This is a genomic window from Bowdeniella massiliensis, from assembly GCF_023634005.1.
GTDB classification, from domain to species: Bacteria; Actinomycetota; Actinomycetes; order Actinomycetales; family Actinomycetaceae; genus Bowdeniella; species Bowdeniella massiliensis.
The window spans coordinates 1-14,269 of sequence record NZ_JALIQR010000008.1 but is presented as its reverse complement, the minus strand read 5'-3'; the positions used below and the strand labels follow the sequence as shown (position 1 = coordinate 14,269).

The window sequence follows — 14,269 nt, the reverse complement described above, 5'->3', positions numbered from 1 at the left end:
CTCTTGCGTCCGTAGCCTTTGCGCTTGGGCTTGTCCCAGTGCCCGGCCTCTTCACGGCGCTTCTTGCCCTTATAGCCCGTGCGAGCAAACCCGCCGGCCGGCTTGCGGTCGGTGCGCTTGCCGCCGCGCGGCCCGCGATCGGGACGGATCTTTAGTGCTCGGCCCTGGACTTGGGCGCGGCCGATCGTGCGCAGCGTTTCAGCATCGAGGTCGACGAGGATATCGACGAGGGAGAAGGTGGGGAAGATATCGATCTTGCCGACGTCGGTTCCCTTCAGGCCTGCCTCGCCCGTGATGGCGCCGACAATCGCGCCCGGGAGCACGTGGTCCTTGTGCCCGACCTCCACGCGGTAGCGCGTGCCGCCGGCCGGAACACGGACGCGTCCTTGCCCGCGGCCCTGGCCGCTGCGCGGGTCATCGAAGTCGACGCTGGAAATCTGTTCCGAATCGTCGCTCGACGGCCCGTTGTCCTTGACCGCGAGCGCGAGCAGCGCGGCCGCGAGGTCGGTGACGTCGATACCGGATTCGGCGATGGCCTCGCGGTAGAGCTCTAGTCGGCCGGCCTCGATACGGGCAGGAACCTCGGAGAGCAGCTGGGTGACGCGATGGTGCGAGACGTCCTTCGGGCTCGGAATCCGGATCTCGGTCAGTTCGGAGCCGGTCAGGCGCTCGATCTGGCGCAGGCGGTGCTTTTCCTTCGGGGTAAAGAAGGTCAGTGCACGCCCGGAACGCCCGGCGCGGCCGGTCCGGCCAATGCGGTGGACGTAGGCCTCGCCTTCTCGCGGTACGTCGAAGTTGACGACGAGCCCAATGCGTTCAACATCGAGGCCGCGGGCCGCAACGTCGGTCGCGACAATGACGTTGAGCGAGCCGCCGCGCAGGCGCTCCACGAGCCGCTCCCGCTCCTTTTGGGGCACGTCGGAGGACAGCGCGGCCGCGGCGATACCGCGCCCGGTCAGGTCGGCGGTCACCTCTTCAGCGGTGGCGCGGGTACGCACAAAGACGATGGCCGCATCGGCGCTCGTCGTGGCCAGGACTCGAGCCAGCGCACCATTCTTGTGGCGGAAAGGAACGACGGCGTACTCCTGAGTCACCGTATCGACGGTGGACGCCTGCCTCGTGACTTCGAGGCGGACAGGATCGGACAGGTGCTGCTTAGCGACCTTGGCGATCACCGGCGGCATGGTCGCGGAGAACAGGGCCGTGGTGCGCTCTTTCGGGCACTGGCTGGCGATCTGCTCGACGTCTTCGGCAAAGCCCATGCGCAGCATCTCGTCGGCCTCATCCAGCACCAGGACGTGCACGTGGGAAAGGTCAAGAGCGCCCTTTTCCATGAGGTCCATGATGCGGCCCGGGGTCCCGACAACGACCTGGGCGCCGCGCTTGAGCGCCTTCATCTGCGGCTGGTAGGCGGCGCCACCGTAGACGGCCGCGATCGTGATCTCGGGTAGTCGGGAGGCGAAGGTCTTGATAGCTTCGGCGCCCTGCAGCGCAAGCTCACGCGTCGGGCACAACACGAGGGCCTGAACCTGGGAGGCATCGGGATCGATGCGAGCAAGCAGGGGAAGGCCAAAAGCGGCAGTCTTGCCGGTGCCGGTTTGCGCAATACCGACGACATCTCGGCCGCTAAGGAGCGGGCCGATGGCCTCGCGCTGGATATCGGTTGGGGTGGTAAATCCTAGGTCCGTGACGGTGTCGAGGAGCTCCTCGGGCAGGCCAAGGTCAGCAAAAGTTGTCATGAAATGATCAATCCCATCGGTGCTAAGCGGCTGTCGGGAGTAGCTGACCCGATCAGGAGCACCAATGGCCTAACAGAGAAACCAGGCTCGGGGTGCGCGCTCAGAAAATGTCACCCGCGGACTCTCCAGCGGGGCCCGTCCACCCTATCGCGTTAGTCTGCCCGCGCTGCGGAACCAATGTTGTCCGAGGCGGTGAGCTTGGGCACACGAGTCGCAGTGAACGTCGAGAACGCGGCCAGCAAGGCCATGAAGATAAGCCCCGGAACGAAGGGATTGCCATCCAACTTTCCGTTACCGACGATGTAGGGCACCATCTGGAAGAACCCGACGACACCGATGGCCAGGGCAGCGCCGATACCGTCGACAATCTGCAGGGACGCCGAGATCTGACCGTGCTCATGCTGCGGAGTCTTGCCGAGGGCGACAACGCTCATGGCAGGAAGCGTCAGACCAATGCCCGCGCCCGCGAGCAACCATCCCAGTGCGGTCAGCAATGGGGGAGCGAACGGCAGGGCGGAAAACGCTGCGACCAGGATGCCGATCGTGGCGAGGCCTCCGCCGATTATCGGCAACCGATGACGGAGCTCAGGATCGGCGATCTTGCCCTGGACGAATGATCCGATAGCCCAGGAAATTCCACCGATGGTCAAAATGATGCCCGCACTACTGACCTCCCAGCCATGAATCTTGACCAGCATGAGCGGCAGGAAGGACTCAGTAGCCACGATCGGCGCATTGATCCACATGCGGGTCGCGATTGCCGCGCCAACCTGGTCTTTGTGTGCGGTGAGAGAACCGGCCGGCAGGAGCTGGCGCAACAGGTAGAAGACGCCCGCAGCAAGGATGAGAAACAGGATCGCTGCGAGGATCGAGCGCCGCGCGACCACCACCTGCATGAGAGCAGCACCGCCACCCGCTCCGGTGGCGATGAGCACAAGGCGGTAAGCGCCGTGATCCTTCCAGACGCTCTCGTGCTTACGCGGCAGTGGCTTCAGGATCGGGATCATCGCGAGGATCGCGAGCACGAGGATGGGAACGACAGCAAGGAATACGACTCGCCAGGAGTATTTCTCCGCGATGAGGCCCGCGAAGTAGGGGCCAAACATCGAGGGCACAACCCAGGCAGCAGCAAAGACCGCGAAGAACATCGGCTGCTTCGCCGTGGGCACGAGTGAGCCCACCATGGCGTAGAGCGAGACCATGAGCATGCCGGTGCCCAGCCCCATCACGGCACGCCCGATCGCGACGACTGCCATGTGATTAGCGAGGCCAGCGATGACGAGTCCCGAGGCCGCAAGTGCACAGCCGGTGATCGTGGGAAGGAAGGGACCGCGGGCGTCGACCCACTTGCCCCCGAACGTAGTAGAAATCACGTGGGTGGCCAGCGGCGCTCCCATGGCGATGGCGTAGAGGTGATCGCCGTTGAGGGCTTCGGCAACGCGCGGCATAACGGTCGTTAATGCCAGCGCTTCGAAGGCCCCCACGGTGATCAGGGTGACCGAAAGCCACAGTAAGCGGCGAAGAAACGCATCGCTCTCGGAATGCGGCTTGATGTCTGTCACCAGCCGATTGTCGCCCGCATCAGCGGTAGACTCAAGCGCGCGACCGCCCGTTTCGCGGTTCGCACACCGATTAGGGAAGGATGCACCATGCTCCGCACACACCGCGCAGGGGACCTGCGCGAAGAACATATTGATCAGACCGTTACCCTCGCCGGCTGGGTGGACCGTCGCCGCGATCACGGCGGGGTCGCTTTTATCGACCTGCGCGACGCCTCGGGGATTTGCCAGGTGGTCGTTCGCGAGGACGTCGCCCACCAGCTCCGCAGCGAATTCGTCTTGAAGATCACCGGAACCGTGAACCGGCGGCCCGAGGGCAACGAGAACGATACGCTGCCAACCGGCGCCATCGAGGTCATCGCAGAGGACGTGGAAGTCCTCAATCCGTGTGCAGCCCTGCCCTTCCAGATCTCCGATCACGCCGAGGACGCCGGCCAGGTCGGAGAAGAAGCACGCCTGAAGTACCGCTACATCGATCTGCGCCGTTCCAGCGCCCAGAAGGCGATCCGGTTGCGCTCCGACGTCTCGCGCGCCGCTCGCAAGGTCCTCGATGAGCACGAGTTCGTCGAGATTGAGACTCCGACGCTGACTCGCTCGACGCCCGAAGGCGCCCGCGACTTTCTCGTCCCGGCGCGGCTATCACCCGGCTCCTGGTACGCACTGCCGCAGTCCCCGCAGCTGTTCAAGCAGCTTCTGATGGTTGGCGGCATGGAGCGCTACTACCAGATCGCGCGCTGTTACCGCGATGAGGACTTCCGAGCCGACCGGCAGCCGGAGTTCACCCAGCTCGATATCGAAATGAGCTTCGTCGAACAAGACGATGTCATCGCCGTTGCCGAGGACGTCCTGAAGGCCGTGTGGAAGCTCGTTGATTACGACCTGTCGACCCCGATCCCGCGCATGACGTACGCCGAGGCGATGGAAAAGTACGGCACCGATAAGCCGGACCTGCGCTTCGACCTCGAACTCGTTGACCTGACCGACTACTTCAAGGACACGCCGTTCCGGGTCTTCCAGAACCCCTATGTCGGTGCTGTCGTGATGCCGGGCGGCGCTTCGCAGCCCCGACGCCAGTTCGATGCGTGGCAGGAATGGGCAAAGCAGCGCGGTGCCCGTGGCCTTGCATATGTCACGGTCCAAGAAGATGGCACCCTTGGCGGCCCGGTTGCCAAGAACATCTCCGATGCGGAGCGCGATGGTCTTGCGGCAGCCGCCGGAGCCGAACCAGGCGACGCGATCTTCTTCGCAGCCGGCGCGGTGGACTCCTCCCGGGCGCTGCTCGGGGCCGCACGCCTGGAGATCGGCAAGCGCTGCAACCTCATCGATGACGACGCATGGTCCTTCGTATGGGTTGTGGATGCACCCCTGTTCAAGCCTGCCGGTCAGGACGATGACGTGGATCTCGGCCATTCGGCCTGGACCGCCGTCCACCACGCCTTCACCTCTCCCAACCCCGAATGGATTGACCGCTTCGAAGAGGATCCAGGCAACGCGCTGGCTTACGCCTATGACATCGTGTGCAACGGCAACGAGATCGGTGGCGGTTCGATTCGTATCCACCGTCGAGACGTGCAGGAACGCGTCTTCAAGGTCATGGGTATTGGACCGGAAGAAGCTCAAGAGAAGTTCGGCTTCCTGCTCGACGCCTTCAAGTTCGGTGCGCCCCCGCACGGCGGAATCGCCTTCGGCTGGGACCGAATTGTCATGTTGCTTGCCAAGGCGCCTTCGATTCGCGATGTCATCGCATTCCCGAAGTCTGGCGGCGGTTTCGATCCGCTGACGCAGGCTCCGGCGCCGATCACGGCCGAACAACGCAAGGAAGCCGGTGTTGATGCCAGCCCCGAGGACGCCGAGGCGGACAAGGAGTGATCTCCTCGTATGAGGAGGCCGCAGCACACTGGCCAAACATTGCTGAGGCAACGACGCGTTGGGCCGGCCACCGAGTCTTCTCTCTGGACGGCCCAACGCCATCGTTCATCTTGCTTCCCACGGACCCAGAGCGAGGCGATGTCCTCGTCGTAGGTGAGCGTTCACCCGAACTCATCGAGTCCTACCTGCCCGAGGACGTCCACTTCGTAATGGCTGAAGCTCGGGAGGATCACGCCGATGATGAGGTCCTGCGCGCAGCCGGTTTTCTCCCCATCGGTGACTGGTGGTGGATGGCGTGCCGTACTCCGATCGCGCACCAGGCCGGACAAGAGCGGGTTGCGCCTCTTACGCTGAGCCCGGAAGAAATTCGCGATGCGCAATCTCGCTGCAATCCCGACACGCACGTCCAAAGCGACGACCCCGCCTATCAGTGGTGGGGTTACGAAGCCCCCGACGGCGTCATTGCGGGCATCGTCGCAGTCCAGGACCTGCCCGAGCATCTCGTAGGCGGCGAGGCCGGAATCTCGCTGTCTGCCCTCGGCGTCGATCCGGCCTACCGCCGGCAGGGGATCGCGGCAGCCATGATGGCGACGCTGACAAACTACGGGCTGACGCGCGGCGCGGTCGTCCAATGCGGCGTGTGGAAAAGCAACGAACCCGCGCTGCGCATCTATCGACGTCTTGGCTATCGCGAAGAGCACGCAATTCGCGGTTGGCGGCGGATGTGACGTCGAATGCGCGGCCCGGCAGTAAACTGAGACCATGGCCCGTTATCTCGACATTCATCCCGTTAACCCGCAACAACGCCTGGTCAACCAGGTAGCTGAGACGCTCGCAGCGGGTGGTGTCGTCGCGTACCCCACGGACTCCGGGTACGCCCTTGGCTGTTCGCTTGCGAACAAGGAAGGGCTCGATCGCATCCGCACGATCCGTCAGCTGAACAAAAAACACCATTTCACCCTCATGTGCGCGGATTTTGCGCAGCTCGGCCCGCTCGTGATCGTCGATAATCCGGCCTTCCGACTGATTAAGCAGCTCACCCCTGGTCCCTTCACCTTCATCTTGAAGGGAACCAAGGAAGTTCCGCGCATGACCTTGAACCCGAAGAAGAACACCGTTGGCGCGCGGATTCCCGATCACGCCATCACCCAGGAAATCCTCAAGGCGCACGGTGAACCCATCTTGTCCTCCACCCTGATTCCGCCGGGGGAGGAGGAGCCCATGAACGAAGGATGGGAAATCCAAGACCGGTACGGCCATCTTCTCGATGTCGTCGTCGAGGGGCCGGTCACGCTGCCCGAACCCACAACGGTCGTCGACCTGACAAGTGGGGCACCAGAGATCCTGCGCCAAGGCGCCGGAGAGTTGTACGGATCATAATCGACTACCCTAGGGACGTGACGTTGAACCAACCGAAGTTGATCCCGGACCCGGCCGACGAAGAGGGCTTTCCCATTCCTGAGCCACTTTCTGGCCACGGTCCGGCCCGCGTCATTGCCATGTGTAATCAAAAGGGCGGGGTAGGGAAAACAACGACAACGATCAACCTGGGCGCCGCACTGGCCGAGTACGGCCGCAAGGTCCTGATCGTTGACTTCGATCCGCAAGGGGCGGCCAGCGCCGGCCTTGGCATCAACGCCCACGAGCTTGATGAAACGATCTACACCCACCTCATGGCGGCGGAGCCGGACGTTCGGCGCATCATCCACCAGACCTCAACCCCTGGTCTCGATCTCGTGCCCGCGAACATCGATTTGTCGGCAGCCGAAGTACAGCTGGTAAACGAAGTCGCACGCGAGCAAGCCCTCATGCGCGTGCTGTATCCGGTGATGGACGACTACGACGTCATCATCATCGACTGCCAACCCTCGCTCGGGTTGCTGACCGTCAACGCGCTGACCGCCGCCCACGGCGTCCTCATCCCGCTCGAGGCTGAGTTCTTTGCCCTGCGCGGCGTTGCCCTGCTCGTGGAGACAATCGATAAGGTCCGCAGCCGACTCAACCCGAAGCTGAAGGTCGATGGCATCGTCGCGACGATGGTCGACATGCGTACCCTGCACGCGCGCGAAGTGATCGAGCGGGTCGGCGAGGCCTTCGGCGACCGTCTCTTCGATACGAAGATCACGCGTACGGTCAAATTCCCCGACGCCACGGTCGCTACCGAGCCCATCACCAGCTACGCGCCGAAGCATGCGGGCGCCCAGCTCTATCGCCGCTTAGCGCGCGAACTCATTGCGCGCGGGGCCGCTGCCTAAATGTCCGCAGCACCGTCGGAAGGGTTTTCCGTCGAGCTGGACGTCTTTTCCGGTCCGTTCGATCTGCTCCTCCAACTGATATCCAAACATCAGTTGGATGTGACTGAGGTAGCCCTCGCGCAGGTGACGGACGAGTTTCTCGCGTACGCATTTTCCTCCGGCGAAGAATGGGACCTATCTCAGGCGAGCCAGTTCCTCGTCATTGCCGCGACGCTGCTCGACCTGAAGGCACTGCGCCTGCTGCCGCGCAGCGCCGAGAGCGATGAGGAGGACCTCGAGCTGCTTGAGGCACGCGATCTTCTGTTTGCTCGCCTCCTGCAATACCGCGCATTCAAAGAGGTGGCCGCCGAGTTTGAGGACCGGCTGCGGCAAGCGTCCGCCGCGCATCCGCGCCTAGTGCCGTTGGAACCTCAATTCGCACAGCTTTTGCCCGAGCTCATTTGGTCGATTGGACCGAACGAACTCGCAGCGATCGCCGCAGCGGCGTTTAGCCGAGATACGAGCGAACCGCAGGTACGGGTCGACCATTTGCACCACCCGGTCGTCCCGGTCGCAGAGCAGGCCCAGGTGATCTTGCAGCGTCTCAAAGGCTCACCGCGCTTGACGTTTCGGGCTCTCGTTGCGGATGCCTCGTCGCCGGCGGTCATCGTCTCGAGGTTCCTAGCCCTTCTCGAGCTGTATCGCGACGAGGTCCTCGACTTTGACCAGGCACACCCCGAAGACGAACTCGCCGTCGTCTATTTGGGCGATGAGTCCACCGAGATTCACCTGCGAGACGAATACGAGGAAGGCCCAACCGATGCAGCGAACTGACGATCTTAATCCGCGCGATCACCTAGCTGCGCTCGAAGCAATCCTCATGGTCGCCGAGACCCCGCTGACGGAGGAGGCACTCGCCGACGCCGTCGGTGTGTCCGGTGCCCAAATCGGTGAGCTGCTTCAGGAGCTAGCCAGCGACTATGAAGGTGTCGGCGGCTCACGGCCACGGGGCTTTCGCTTGCTGCAGCGCGCGGGTGGGTGGCGCATCTATTCCGCGCCGGAATACCAGCGGATCGTGGCGGAGGTCGTCCTCGCCGGGCAAACCTCGCGCCTGACGCAGGCGGCGTTAGAGACCCTCGCGGTCATCGCCTACCGGCAGCCGGTCACGCGCGGCCGAATCAGTGCGATCCGAGGCGTGAACGTCGACTCCGTCGTCCGTACGCTGCTGGCGCGTGGGTTGATCGAGGAAGCCGGCAGCGAAGACAGCGGCGCGATGCGCTATCAGACGACGACCTACTTTTTGGAAAAGATGGGGTTAAATAGCGTGCAGGATCTCCCGCCGCTTGCACCCTATCTGCCCGACGGTGAGGAATTGGAAAGCGAAGAGGAATGGTAGAGATGGCTCAAGAGGGCGAACGCCTCCAAAAGGTAATGGCGAACGCAGGCGTGGCATCGCGCCGCGTGTGCGAAAAACTCATCGCTTCCGGCCGAGTGAAAGTCAATGGCACCGTGGTGCGTGAACTCGGTTCGCGGGCGCTACCAACCGACATTATCCACGTCGATAATCGCCGCATTTTTACCGAAAACGACGAGCACTTAACCGTGGCATTCCATAAGCCCGAGGGCGTCGTCTCCACGATGGATGATCCCGAGGGGCGTCCGGCGCTAGGGGAGTACGTCGGTCACTACGGGCAGCGACTCTACCACGTGGGACGCCTCGACATTGCGACCGAAGGCCTCCTTCTCCTAACAAATGACGGGGAGCTTGCCCACCGGCTGACACATCCGTCCTACGAGGTGCGAAAAACCTACGTCGCGACGGTCAAAGGCAAGATGCACCGAGGAATCCCGAACCTCATGCGCAAGGGCATCGAGCTAGAAGACGGGCTCGCCAAGGCGGACAAGTTCATCCTTATGGAGTCCCAGGACGAGCTGAGTCTCGTGCAGATCACGATCCACATGGGACGCAACCGCATCGTGCGCCGCATGCTGGAAGAGGCCGGCTATCCCGTGGTGCGTCTCGTGCGCACGTCGGTGGGGCCGATCGACCTGGGCGACATGCGCCCGGGCAAATCGCGGCCATTGAACAGCAAGGAGCTCGCCGAGCTCATGCACACTGTTGGACTCTAGGAGCAGATCATGACCGCTCGTGTCGTGGGCGCGGGCCTGCTGGGAGCCTCACTGGGCCTTGCCCTGTCCTCCCTCGGGCACCGAGTGGTGCTCGATGACGTCTCGCCCCTCGGGCTATCACTCGCCTGCGGGCTCGGAGCGGGCGAAGTTACTCGACCGGGGGAAAACGATACGGACGTTGACCTCGTCATCGTCGCCACCCCGCCGGACGTGACCGCCGAAGTCGTCGTGCGCGAACTCGTGGCATACCCGAAGGCGATCGTCACCGATGTCGCGAGCGTCAAAAGTTACGTCATCGACGATATTCTCGCGGCTGCGCCGAGCGGTCTCGAGCGGTTCGTCGGCTCACACCCGATGGCCGGCAAGGAACGCTCGGGCGCACCGAACGCCGACGGCGACCTCTTCAAAGGGCGGCCGTGGGTCGTGGTGCCCACCCCCGCCACCTCACGCGAGGCGCAAGACCTCGTGGCCACCCTAGCCGTCGACGTCGGCGCCTTGCCGATCGTCATGAACGCCGCCGAGCACGACGACGCGGTCGCGGCTGTTAGCCACGTGCCCCAACTCGTCAGTTCGCTGCTCGCTTCCTGCCTCGCCGAGGTACCGGAAGGCGCCCTGTCGCTCGCGGGCCAGGGACTGCGCGATACGACGCGGATCGCCAAGTCTGACCCGATGCTGTGGTCCAATATCCTCAGCGTGAACGCATCTCCCGTCCTCTCGCACTTGCGGGGCATCCACGACGCCCTCGGGTCGGTGATCGAGGCACTGGTTGAATGTGAATCGGAGCTGTACCCGCCAGCTGCCGTCGCCACCCTCGCTTCCACCATCGAAGCGGGTAACGCCGGTGTCGCACGAATCCCGGGCAAACACGGCGGCGCGCAGCGCACCTACGAGGAGATCGTGTGTTACGTGCCGGACAAGCCCGGCGAACTCGCGCGGCTATTCGCCGATATCGGCAGCGGCGGAATCAACATCGAAGACGTGCGCCTGGAACACGCCGCCGGCGCGAAGGTCGGTCTTGCCACCATCTCGGTTGAGCCCACCGTTGGCGAGTTCCTTGCCACCCATTTGGAAAACCTCGATTGGAGTGTCGTGAGATGACCGGCTTAGTGATAGCGATCGACGGACCCTCAGGCGTCGGAAAGTCGACGATCGCGAAACGACTCGCGCGCAGCTACGCACTGTCCTACCTCGACACGGGGGCGATGTACCGCGCGGCGACGATCTACGCGCGCAACCAGCGCCTCGATCTGGTCGATCACGACGCGGTTGCCGCGGCGATTGAGAACATGCCGCTCGAGATGGTGATGGACCCGGCCAGGCCGCGCGTCCTGCTCGAAGGCAGCGAACTAGGCGCGGCGCTGTATTCGGCCGACGTCTCGCGTATCGTGTCCGCGGTCGCGACGAACTTACAGGTCCGGGCCCTGATGAAGGCCTGGCAGCGCGAATTGATCGCCGCCGAACGCGACGGCGGACGCTCGGGAGGCAAGGGGATCGTGGCCGAGGGGCGCGATATTACGACGGTCGTCGCCCCCGATGCCGATGTGCGAATCTTGCTCACCGCATCCGAAGACGCCCGCCTTACCCGGCGCGCCCGCCAGCGGCTCGGCTCCGATGATGAGTCCTCCCTTGCCGCGACGCGAGACGAAGTCATCCGCCGCGATGCCGATGATTCAACAGTCTCCAATTTCACGACGGCCGCCGACGGCGTCATCACCGTCGATTCATCCGACCTCACCCCCGATCAGACCTTCGCCGCGCTCGCCGCCATCGTCGATGAGGCACGCGCCAAGCGCGCCCGATCATGAGCGGGGCACGCGGCCAGCAGGTCAAACCGAGCGACATCCGGCGCTGGGGCCCCACGTGGTCTCGGCGGGTCGGGTGGTTTCTTGATCACATCTACTGGAATACGACCGTCGTCGGCGCCGAGAACATTCCCCAACACACGCGCGCGATCGTGGCCGCCAATCACGTCGGCATTATGGACGGCCCGGTCGTGCACGGGGCGCTGCCCCGCGGCTCCCATTTCATCGTCAAGCAAGAGTTTTTCGACTCCGCTCTCGGTTTCCTCATGACGTATTCGGGCCAGATTCCCGTCGATCGATCCTCCGGATCCGCGGCCCTACGGGTCGCCCTGGCGCTGCTCGAGGAAGATCGCCTGGTCGGTATCTTTCCCGAAGGCACCCGCGGGCGCGGCGATATCTCAGCCGTCCACGCCGGGGTCGCCTGGCTCGCCCTGCGCTCGGGCGCACCGATCATCCCGACGGCGGTCCTTGGCACCCGCGGCCCAGGTGATTCCCGCTCCCACGTGCCCCGGCCCCGAACCAAGCTCTACGTCGAGTTCGGCACCCCGATGACCGTCGACGTCGCCGATCTCAAGGGGCGCGCCGCCACCGCCGAGGCCATGAGCCAGATCGCCGACGTCATGTCACGGCACATCCGGGAAGCCTCCGCACGAACCGGGATTGCCCTGCCGGAGATGTAACGCCCCATCCCCCAAACGGGGGATACCTCAATCAACCGCGAGCGCACCCAGAACGTGGATGTGAAAGCCGGCTCGAATTTCTAGCCTGTCAGGTATGACAGCAATCGAGCTGAAAAACATCAGGAAAACGTACGGCCCCAAGGTGGCCGTCGACGATATCTCACTGACCGTTAGCCCGGGCCAGATCTTCGGCATCATCGGGCCCAACGGCGCCGGAAAGACGACCACCGTGGAGTGCATTTCGGGCCTGCGCACGCCAGATTCGGGTACCGTCCGGGTCTGCGGTCTCAACCCCGCTACGCAGCACCGGCGACTTAGCCAGCTACTCGGGGTTCAACTGCAAGAAAGCGCGCTCCCGGATCGCCTCACCGTGATCGAAGCTCTGGATCTATATGCCTCGTTCTATCCCCATCCGCGCTCGAGTGCCGAACTGCTCGACATGTTCAATCTCGCGGCGCATCGCACCACGCCCTACGCAAAGCTCTCGGGCGGCCTTGCGCAGCGATTGTCGATTGCGTTCGCTCTTATCGGCAATCCCAAGGTCGCGATTCTCGACGAATTGACGACCGGGCTTGATCCCTCGGCGCGGCGAGAAACCTGGTCGCTCATTGAAGGGGTGAGGGATACCGGCGTCACCATCCTTCTCGTCACCCATTTCATGGACGAGGCACAGCGCCTATGCGATGAGATCGCCATGATCGATGACGGGCGGATCATTGCTCAGGGCAGCCCCGCAGCTCTCGTCGACCTAGTGCGCGGCGCACAGACCCTCCATTTCCGGCTTGGCCAGGATCTCGATCCGAGCACGATCGCGGCGCTGCCCGGCGTCGAGGACGTCACTGTGGAGCATCGGATGTGGACCGTCACGGGCACCGGACATCTGCTAGCTACCACCGCCGGTGAACTAGCCAGGCACGGAATCATCGCTGAAGAACTCCGAACCAAAGAGCCCAATCTCGAGGACGCCTTCTTCGCCCTCACGACCAAGGAGGGCGCATGACCGCACTACGGCAGCTCATCATGACAGAAACCAAACTATTCCTGCGCGATCCCATAGCAGTGGCCTACGGACTGCTGTTTCCGACCGTGCTGCTGCTCGGGTTGGGCTCGATTCCAATCCTGCGTCAACCGTCACCAGAATTTGCTGGGGTGCGCTTCGTTGACCACTGGGCTCCATCAGCACTCGTGATTGGGATGATCGCGATCGGCGTTCAACACGTGCCGATCGTCGTGGCGACCTATCGAGAGCGCGGTATTCTGCGGCGGCTAGGAACGACGCCCGTTCATCCGTCGATGCTGCTCGTGGCTCAGCTCATCGTCGCCTTCGTCTTTGTTGTCCTGTCGGCTGTCATCCTTATCGCCGCGGCTTGGCTGGTACTCGATGTGAGCCTTCCGCAGCAGCCGGTGACGTTTATGCTCGCGTTCGTCTTGGGTTTCGCTGCGCTTGTCGGCGTCGCCATGATTAGCGCGGCGGTCACCCCGACGGCGCAGTCAGCGACCGGGATTTCGATGGTGCTGTTCTTGCTCACCATGTTCTTTGGCGGCGTCTTTCTGCCTCGCTTCATGCTGCCGGACATCGTCATGACTATCGGCGATTTCGTGCCTCCGGGGGTCCAGAACCTCTTGGCTTCATGGGATCCTGCAGCGGCCGCTCACACCGTCGGCCTGGGATGGTCGGTGTGGGCGCAGCTTACAATGATGGCAGCCATCGCTCTGGTGGCATCCGCGATAGCAGCGAAGCTATTCCGATGGGAGTAGGGGATCGTGAGACCACAACCGGCACCGCCCGGCCATCCCGCACGGCTGTGGGAAGGACTTCTGTTGTGGGTGGCGTGGGTACTCCTTGCACTCGCTAGCATCGTCTTCGCGGTACGGCTGGCTACCGGGGCGACCATGTGCAGTGTCAGAACATAGTTGACACCAATCTGCGCGGGCCTGGCCGGTGATACTTGACAGCTGTCTCGCGACATCCTTGACAGCCACAGCACACTGACACATGACAGATGTCTCGCGACATCGTTGACACCTTCGGCATGGTCGGAGTATGCGCAACCACAAGAACCTCGTCATCGTGCGTTCCATCCTGGACCAAGGGCTAACCGTGAGTGAAGCAGCAGAAAAATTCGCGGGGGCCTGTCAAGTTTTTTGTGTAAGTTGATTGGTTACAAGTAGGGGTTGATACGGTCTGGGTAGGCGGCTGCGAGTTGGGCGAGTGCTTGTTTCCAGTTCGTGACGATTTGGCCCTCGACGAGCCGG

At 63.3% G+C, this 14,269-nt stretch carries 13 protein-coding genes and 1 pseudogene; 12 read left to right on the top strand and 2 right to left on the bottom strand.

Annotation, left to right across the window (positions count from 1 at the left end; genetic code table 11):
• Positions 1-14 precede the first annotated feature (14 nt).
• Together MUN85_RS06755 and MUN85_RS06750 are read right to left on the bottom strand one after the other, a co-directional pair.
• A pseudogene (locus MUN85_RS06755) lies at positions 15-1,733 on the bottom strand (DEAD/DEAH box helicase); the annotation flags it as partial.
• A gap of 158 nt (positions 1,734-1,891) precedes the next feature.
• A complete protein-coding gene (locus tag MUN85_RS06750) occupies positions 1,892-3,301 on the bottom strand; it encodes an MFS transporter (protein ID WP_250505981.1) in 1,410 nt (469 codons plus the stop codon).
• An 87-nt stretch (positions 3,302-3,388) separates the two neighbouring features.
• On the opposite strand from MUN85_RS06750, the gene aspS reads away from it, so the two are divergent.
• From aspS to MUN85_RS06690, 12 genes are all read left to right on the top strand, one after another.
• Positions 3,389-5,167, top strand: a complete 1,779-nt coding sequence (aspS, locus tag MUN85_RS06745; protein ID WP_092561621.1) for an aspartate--tRNA ligase — start codon at positions 3,389-3,391, stop codon at positions 5,165-5,167.
• Positions 5,164-5,895 carry a GNAT family N-acetyltransferase gene (locus tag MUN85_RS12915; protein WP_250505980.1) on the top strand — a complete coding sequence of 244 codons (732 nt, stop codon included), beginning with the start codon at positions 5,164-5,166 and terminating at the stop codon, positions 5,893-5,895. Before aspS ends, MUN85_RS12915 begins: the two co-directional genes overlap by 4 nt.
• A gap of 34 nt (positions 5,896-5,929) precedes the next feature.
• The gene (locus MUN85_RS06735; RefSeq protein WP_092561567.1) at positions 5,930-6,547 is read left to right on the top strand and encodes an L-threonylcarbamoyladenylate synthase; all 618 of its coding nucleotides are present in this window, start codon (positions 5,930-5,932) and stop codon (positions 6,545-6,547) included.
• Positions 6,548-6,564: 17 nt separating this feature from the next.
• Positions 6,565-7,422 (top strand): ParA family protein, encoded by an 858-nt coding sequence (locus tag MUN85_RS06730; RefSeq protein ID WP_250505979.1) that lies wholly within the window; start codon positions 6,565-6,567, stop codon positions 7,420-7,422.
• Positions 7,423-8,235 (top strand): segregation and condensation protein A, encoded by an 813-nt coding sequence (locus tag MUN85_RS06725; RefSeq protein WP_250505978.1) that lies wholly within the window; start codon positions 7,423-7,425, stop codon positions 8,233-8,235.
• Positions 8,222-8,797 (top strand): SMC-Scp complex subunit ScpB, encoded by a 576-nt coding sequence (gene scpB, locus MUN85_RS06720; protein WP_250505977.1) that lies wholly within the window; start codon positions 8,222-8,224, stop codon positions 8,795-8,797. The genes MUN85_RS06725 and scpB overlap by 14 nt, the downstream gene beginning before the upstream one ends.
• A complete protein-coding gene (locus MUN85_RS06715; protein ID WP_284500993.1) occupies positions 8,791-9,531 on the top strand; it encodes a pseudouridine synthase in 741 nt (246 codons plus the stop codon). The genes scpB and MUN85_RS06715 overlap by 7 nt, the downstream gene beginning before the upstream one ends.
• A 9-nt stretch (positions 9,532-9,540) precedes the next feature.
• Positions 9,541-10,629, top strand: a complete 1,089-nt coding sequence (locus MUN85_RS06710; RefSeq protein ID WP_250505975.1) for a prephenate dehydrogenase — start codon at positions 9,541-9,543, stop codon at positions 10,627-10,629.
• Positions 10,626-11,336 (top strand): (d)CMP kinase, encoded by a 711-nt coding sequence (gene cmk, locus MUN85_RS06705; RefSeq protein ID WP_250505974.1) that lies wholly within the window; start codon positions 10,626-10,628, stop codon positions 11,334-11,336. Before MUN85_RS06710 ends, cmk begins: the two co-directional genes overlap by 4 nt.
• The gene (locus MUN85_RS06700; RefSeq protein WP_250505973.1) at positions 11,333-12,013 is read left to right on the top strand and encodes a lysophospholipid acyltransferase family protein; all 681 of its coding nucleotides are present in this window, start codon (positions 11,333-11,335) and stop codon (positions 12,011-12,013) included. The genes cmk and MUN85_RS06700 overlap by 4 nt, the downstream gene beginning before the upstream one ends.
• Before the next feature lie 94 nt (positions 12,014-12,107).
• Positions 12,108-13,013 (top strand): ABC transporter ATP-binding protein, encoded by a 906-nt coding sequence (locus MUN85_RS06695; protein WP_250505972.1) that lies wholly within the window; start codon positions 12,108-12,110, stop codon positions 13,011-13,013.
• Positions 13,010-13,771, top strand: a complete 762-nt coding sequence (locus tag MUN85_RS06690) for an ABC transporter permease (protein WP_250505971.1) — start codon at positions 13,010-13,012, stop codon at positions 13,769-13,771. Before MUN85_RS06695 ends, MUN85_RS06690 begins: the two co-directional genes overlap by 4 nt.
• Positions 13,772-14,269 lie beyond the last annotated feature (498 nt).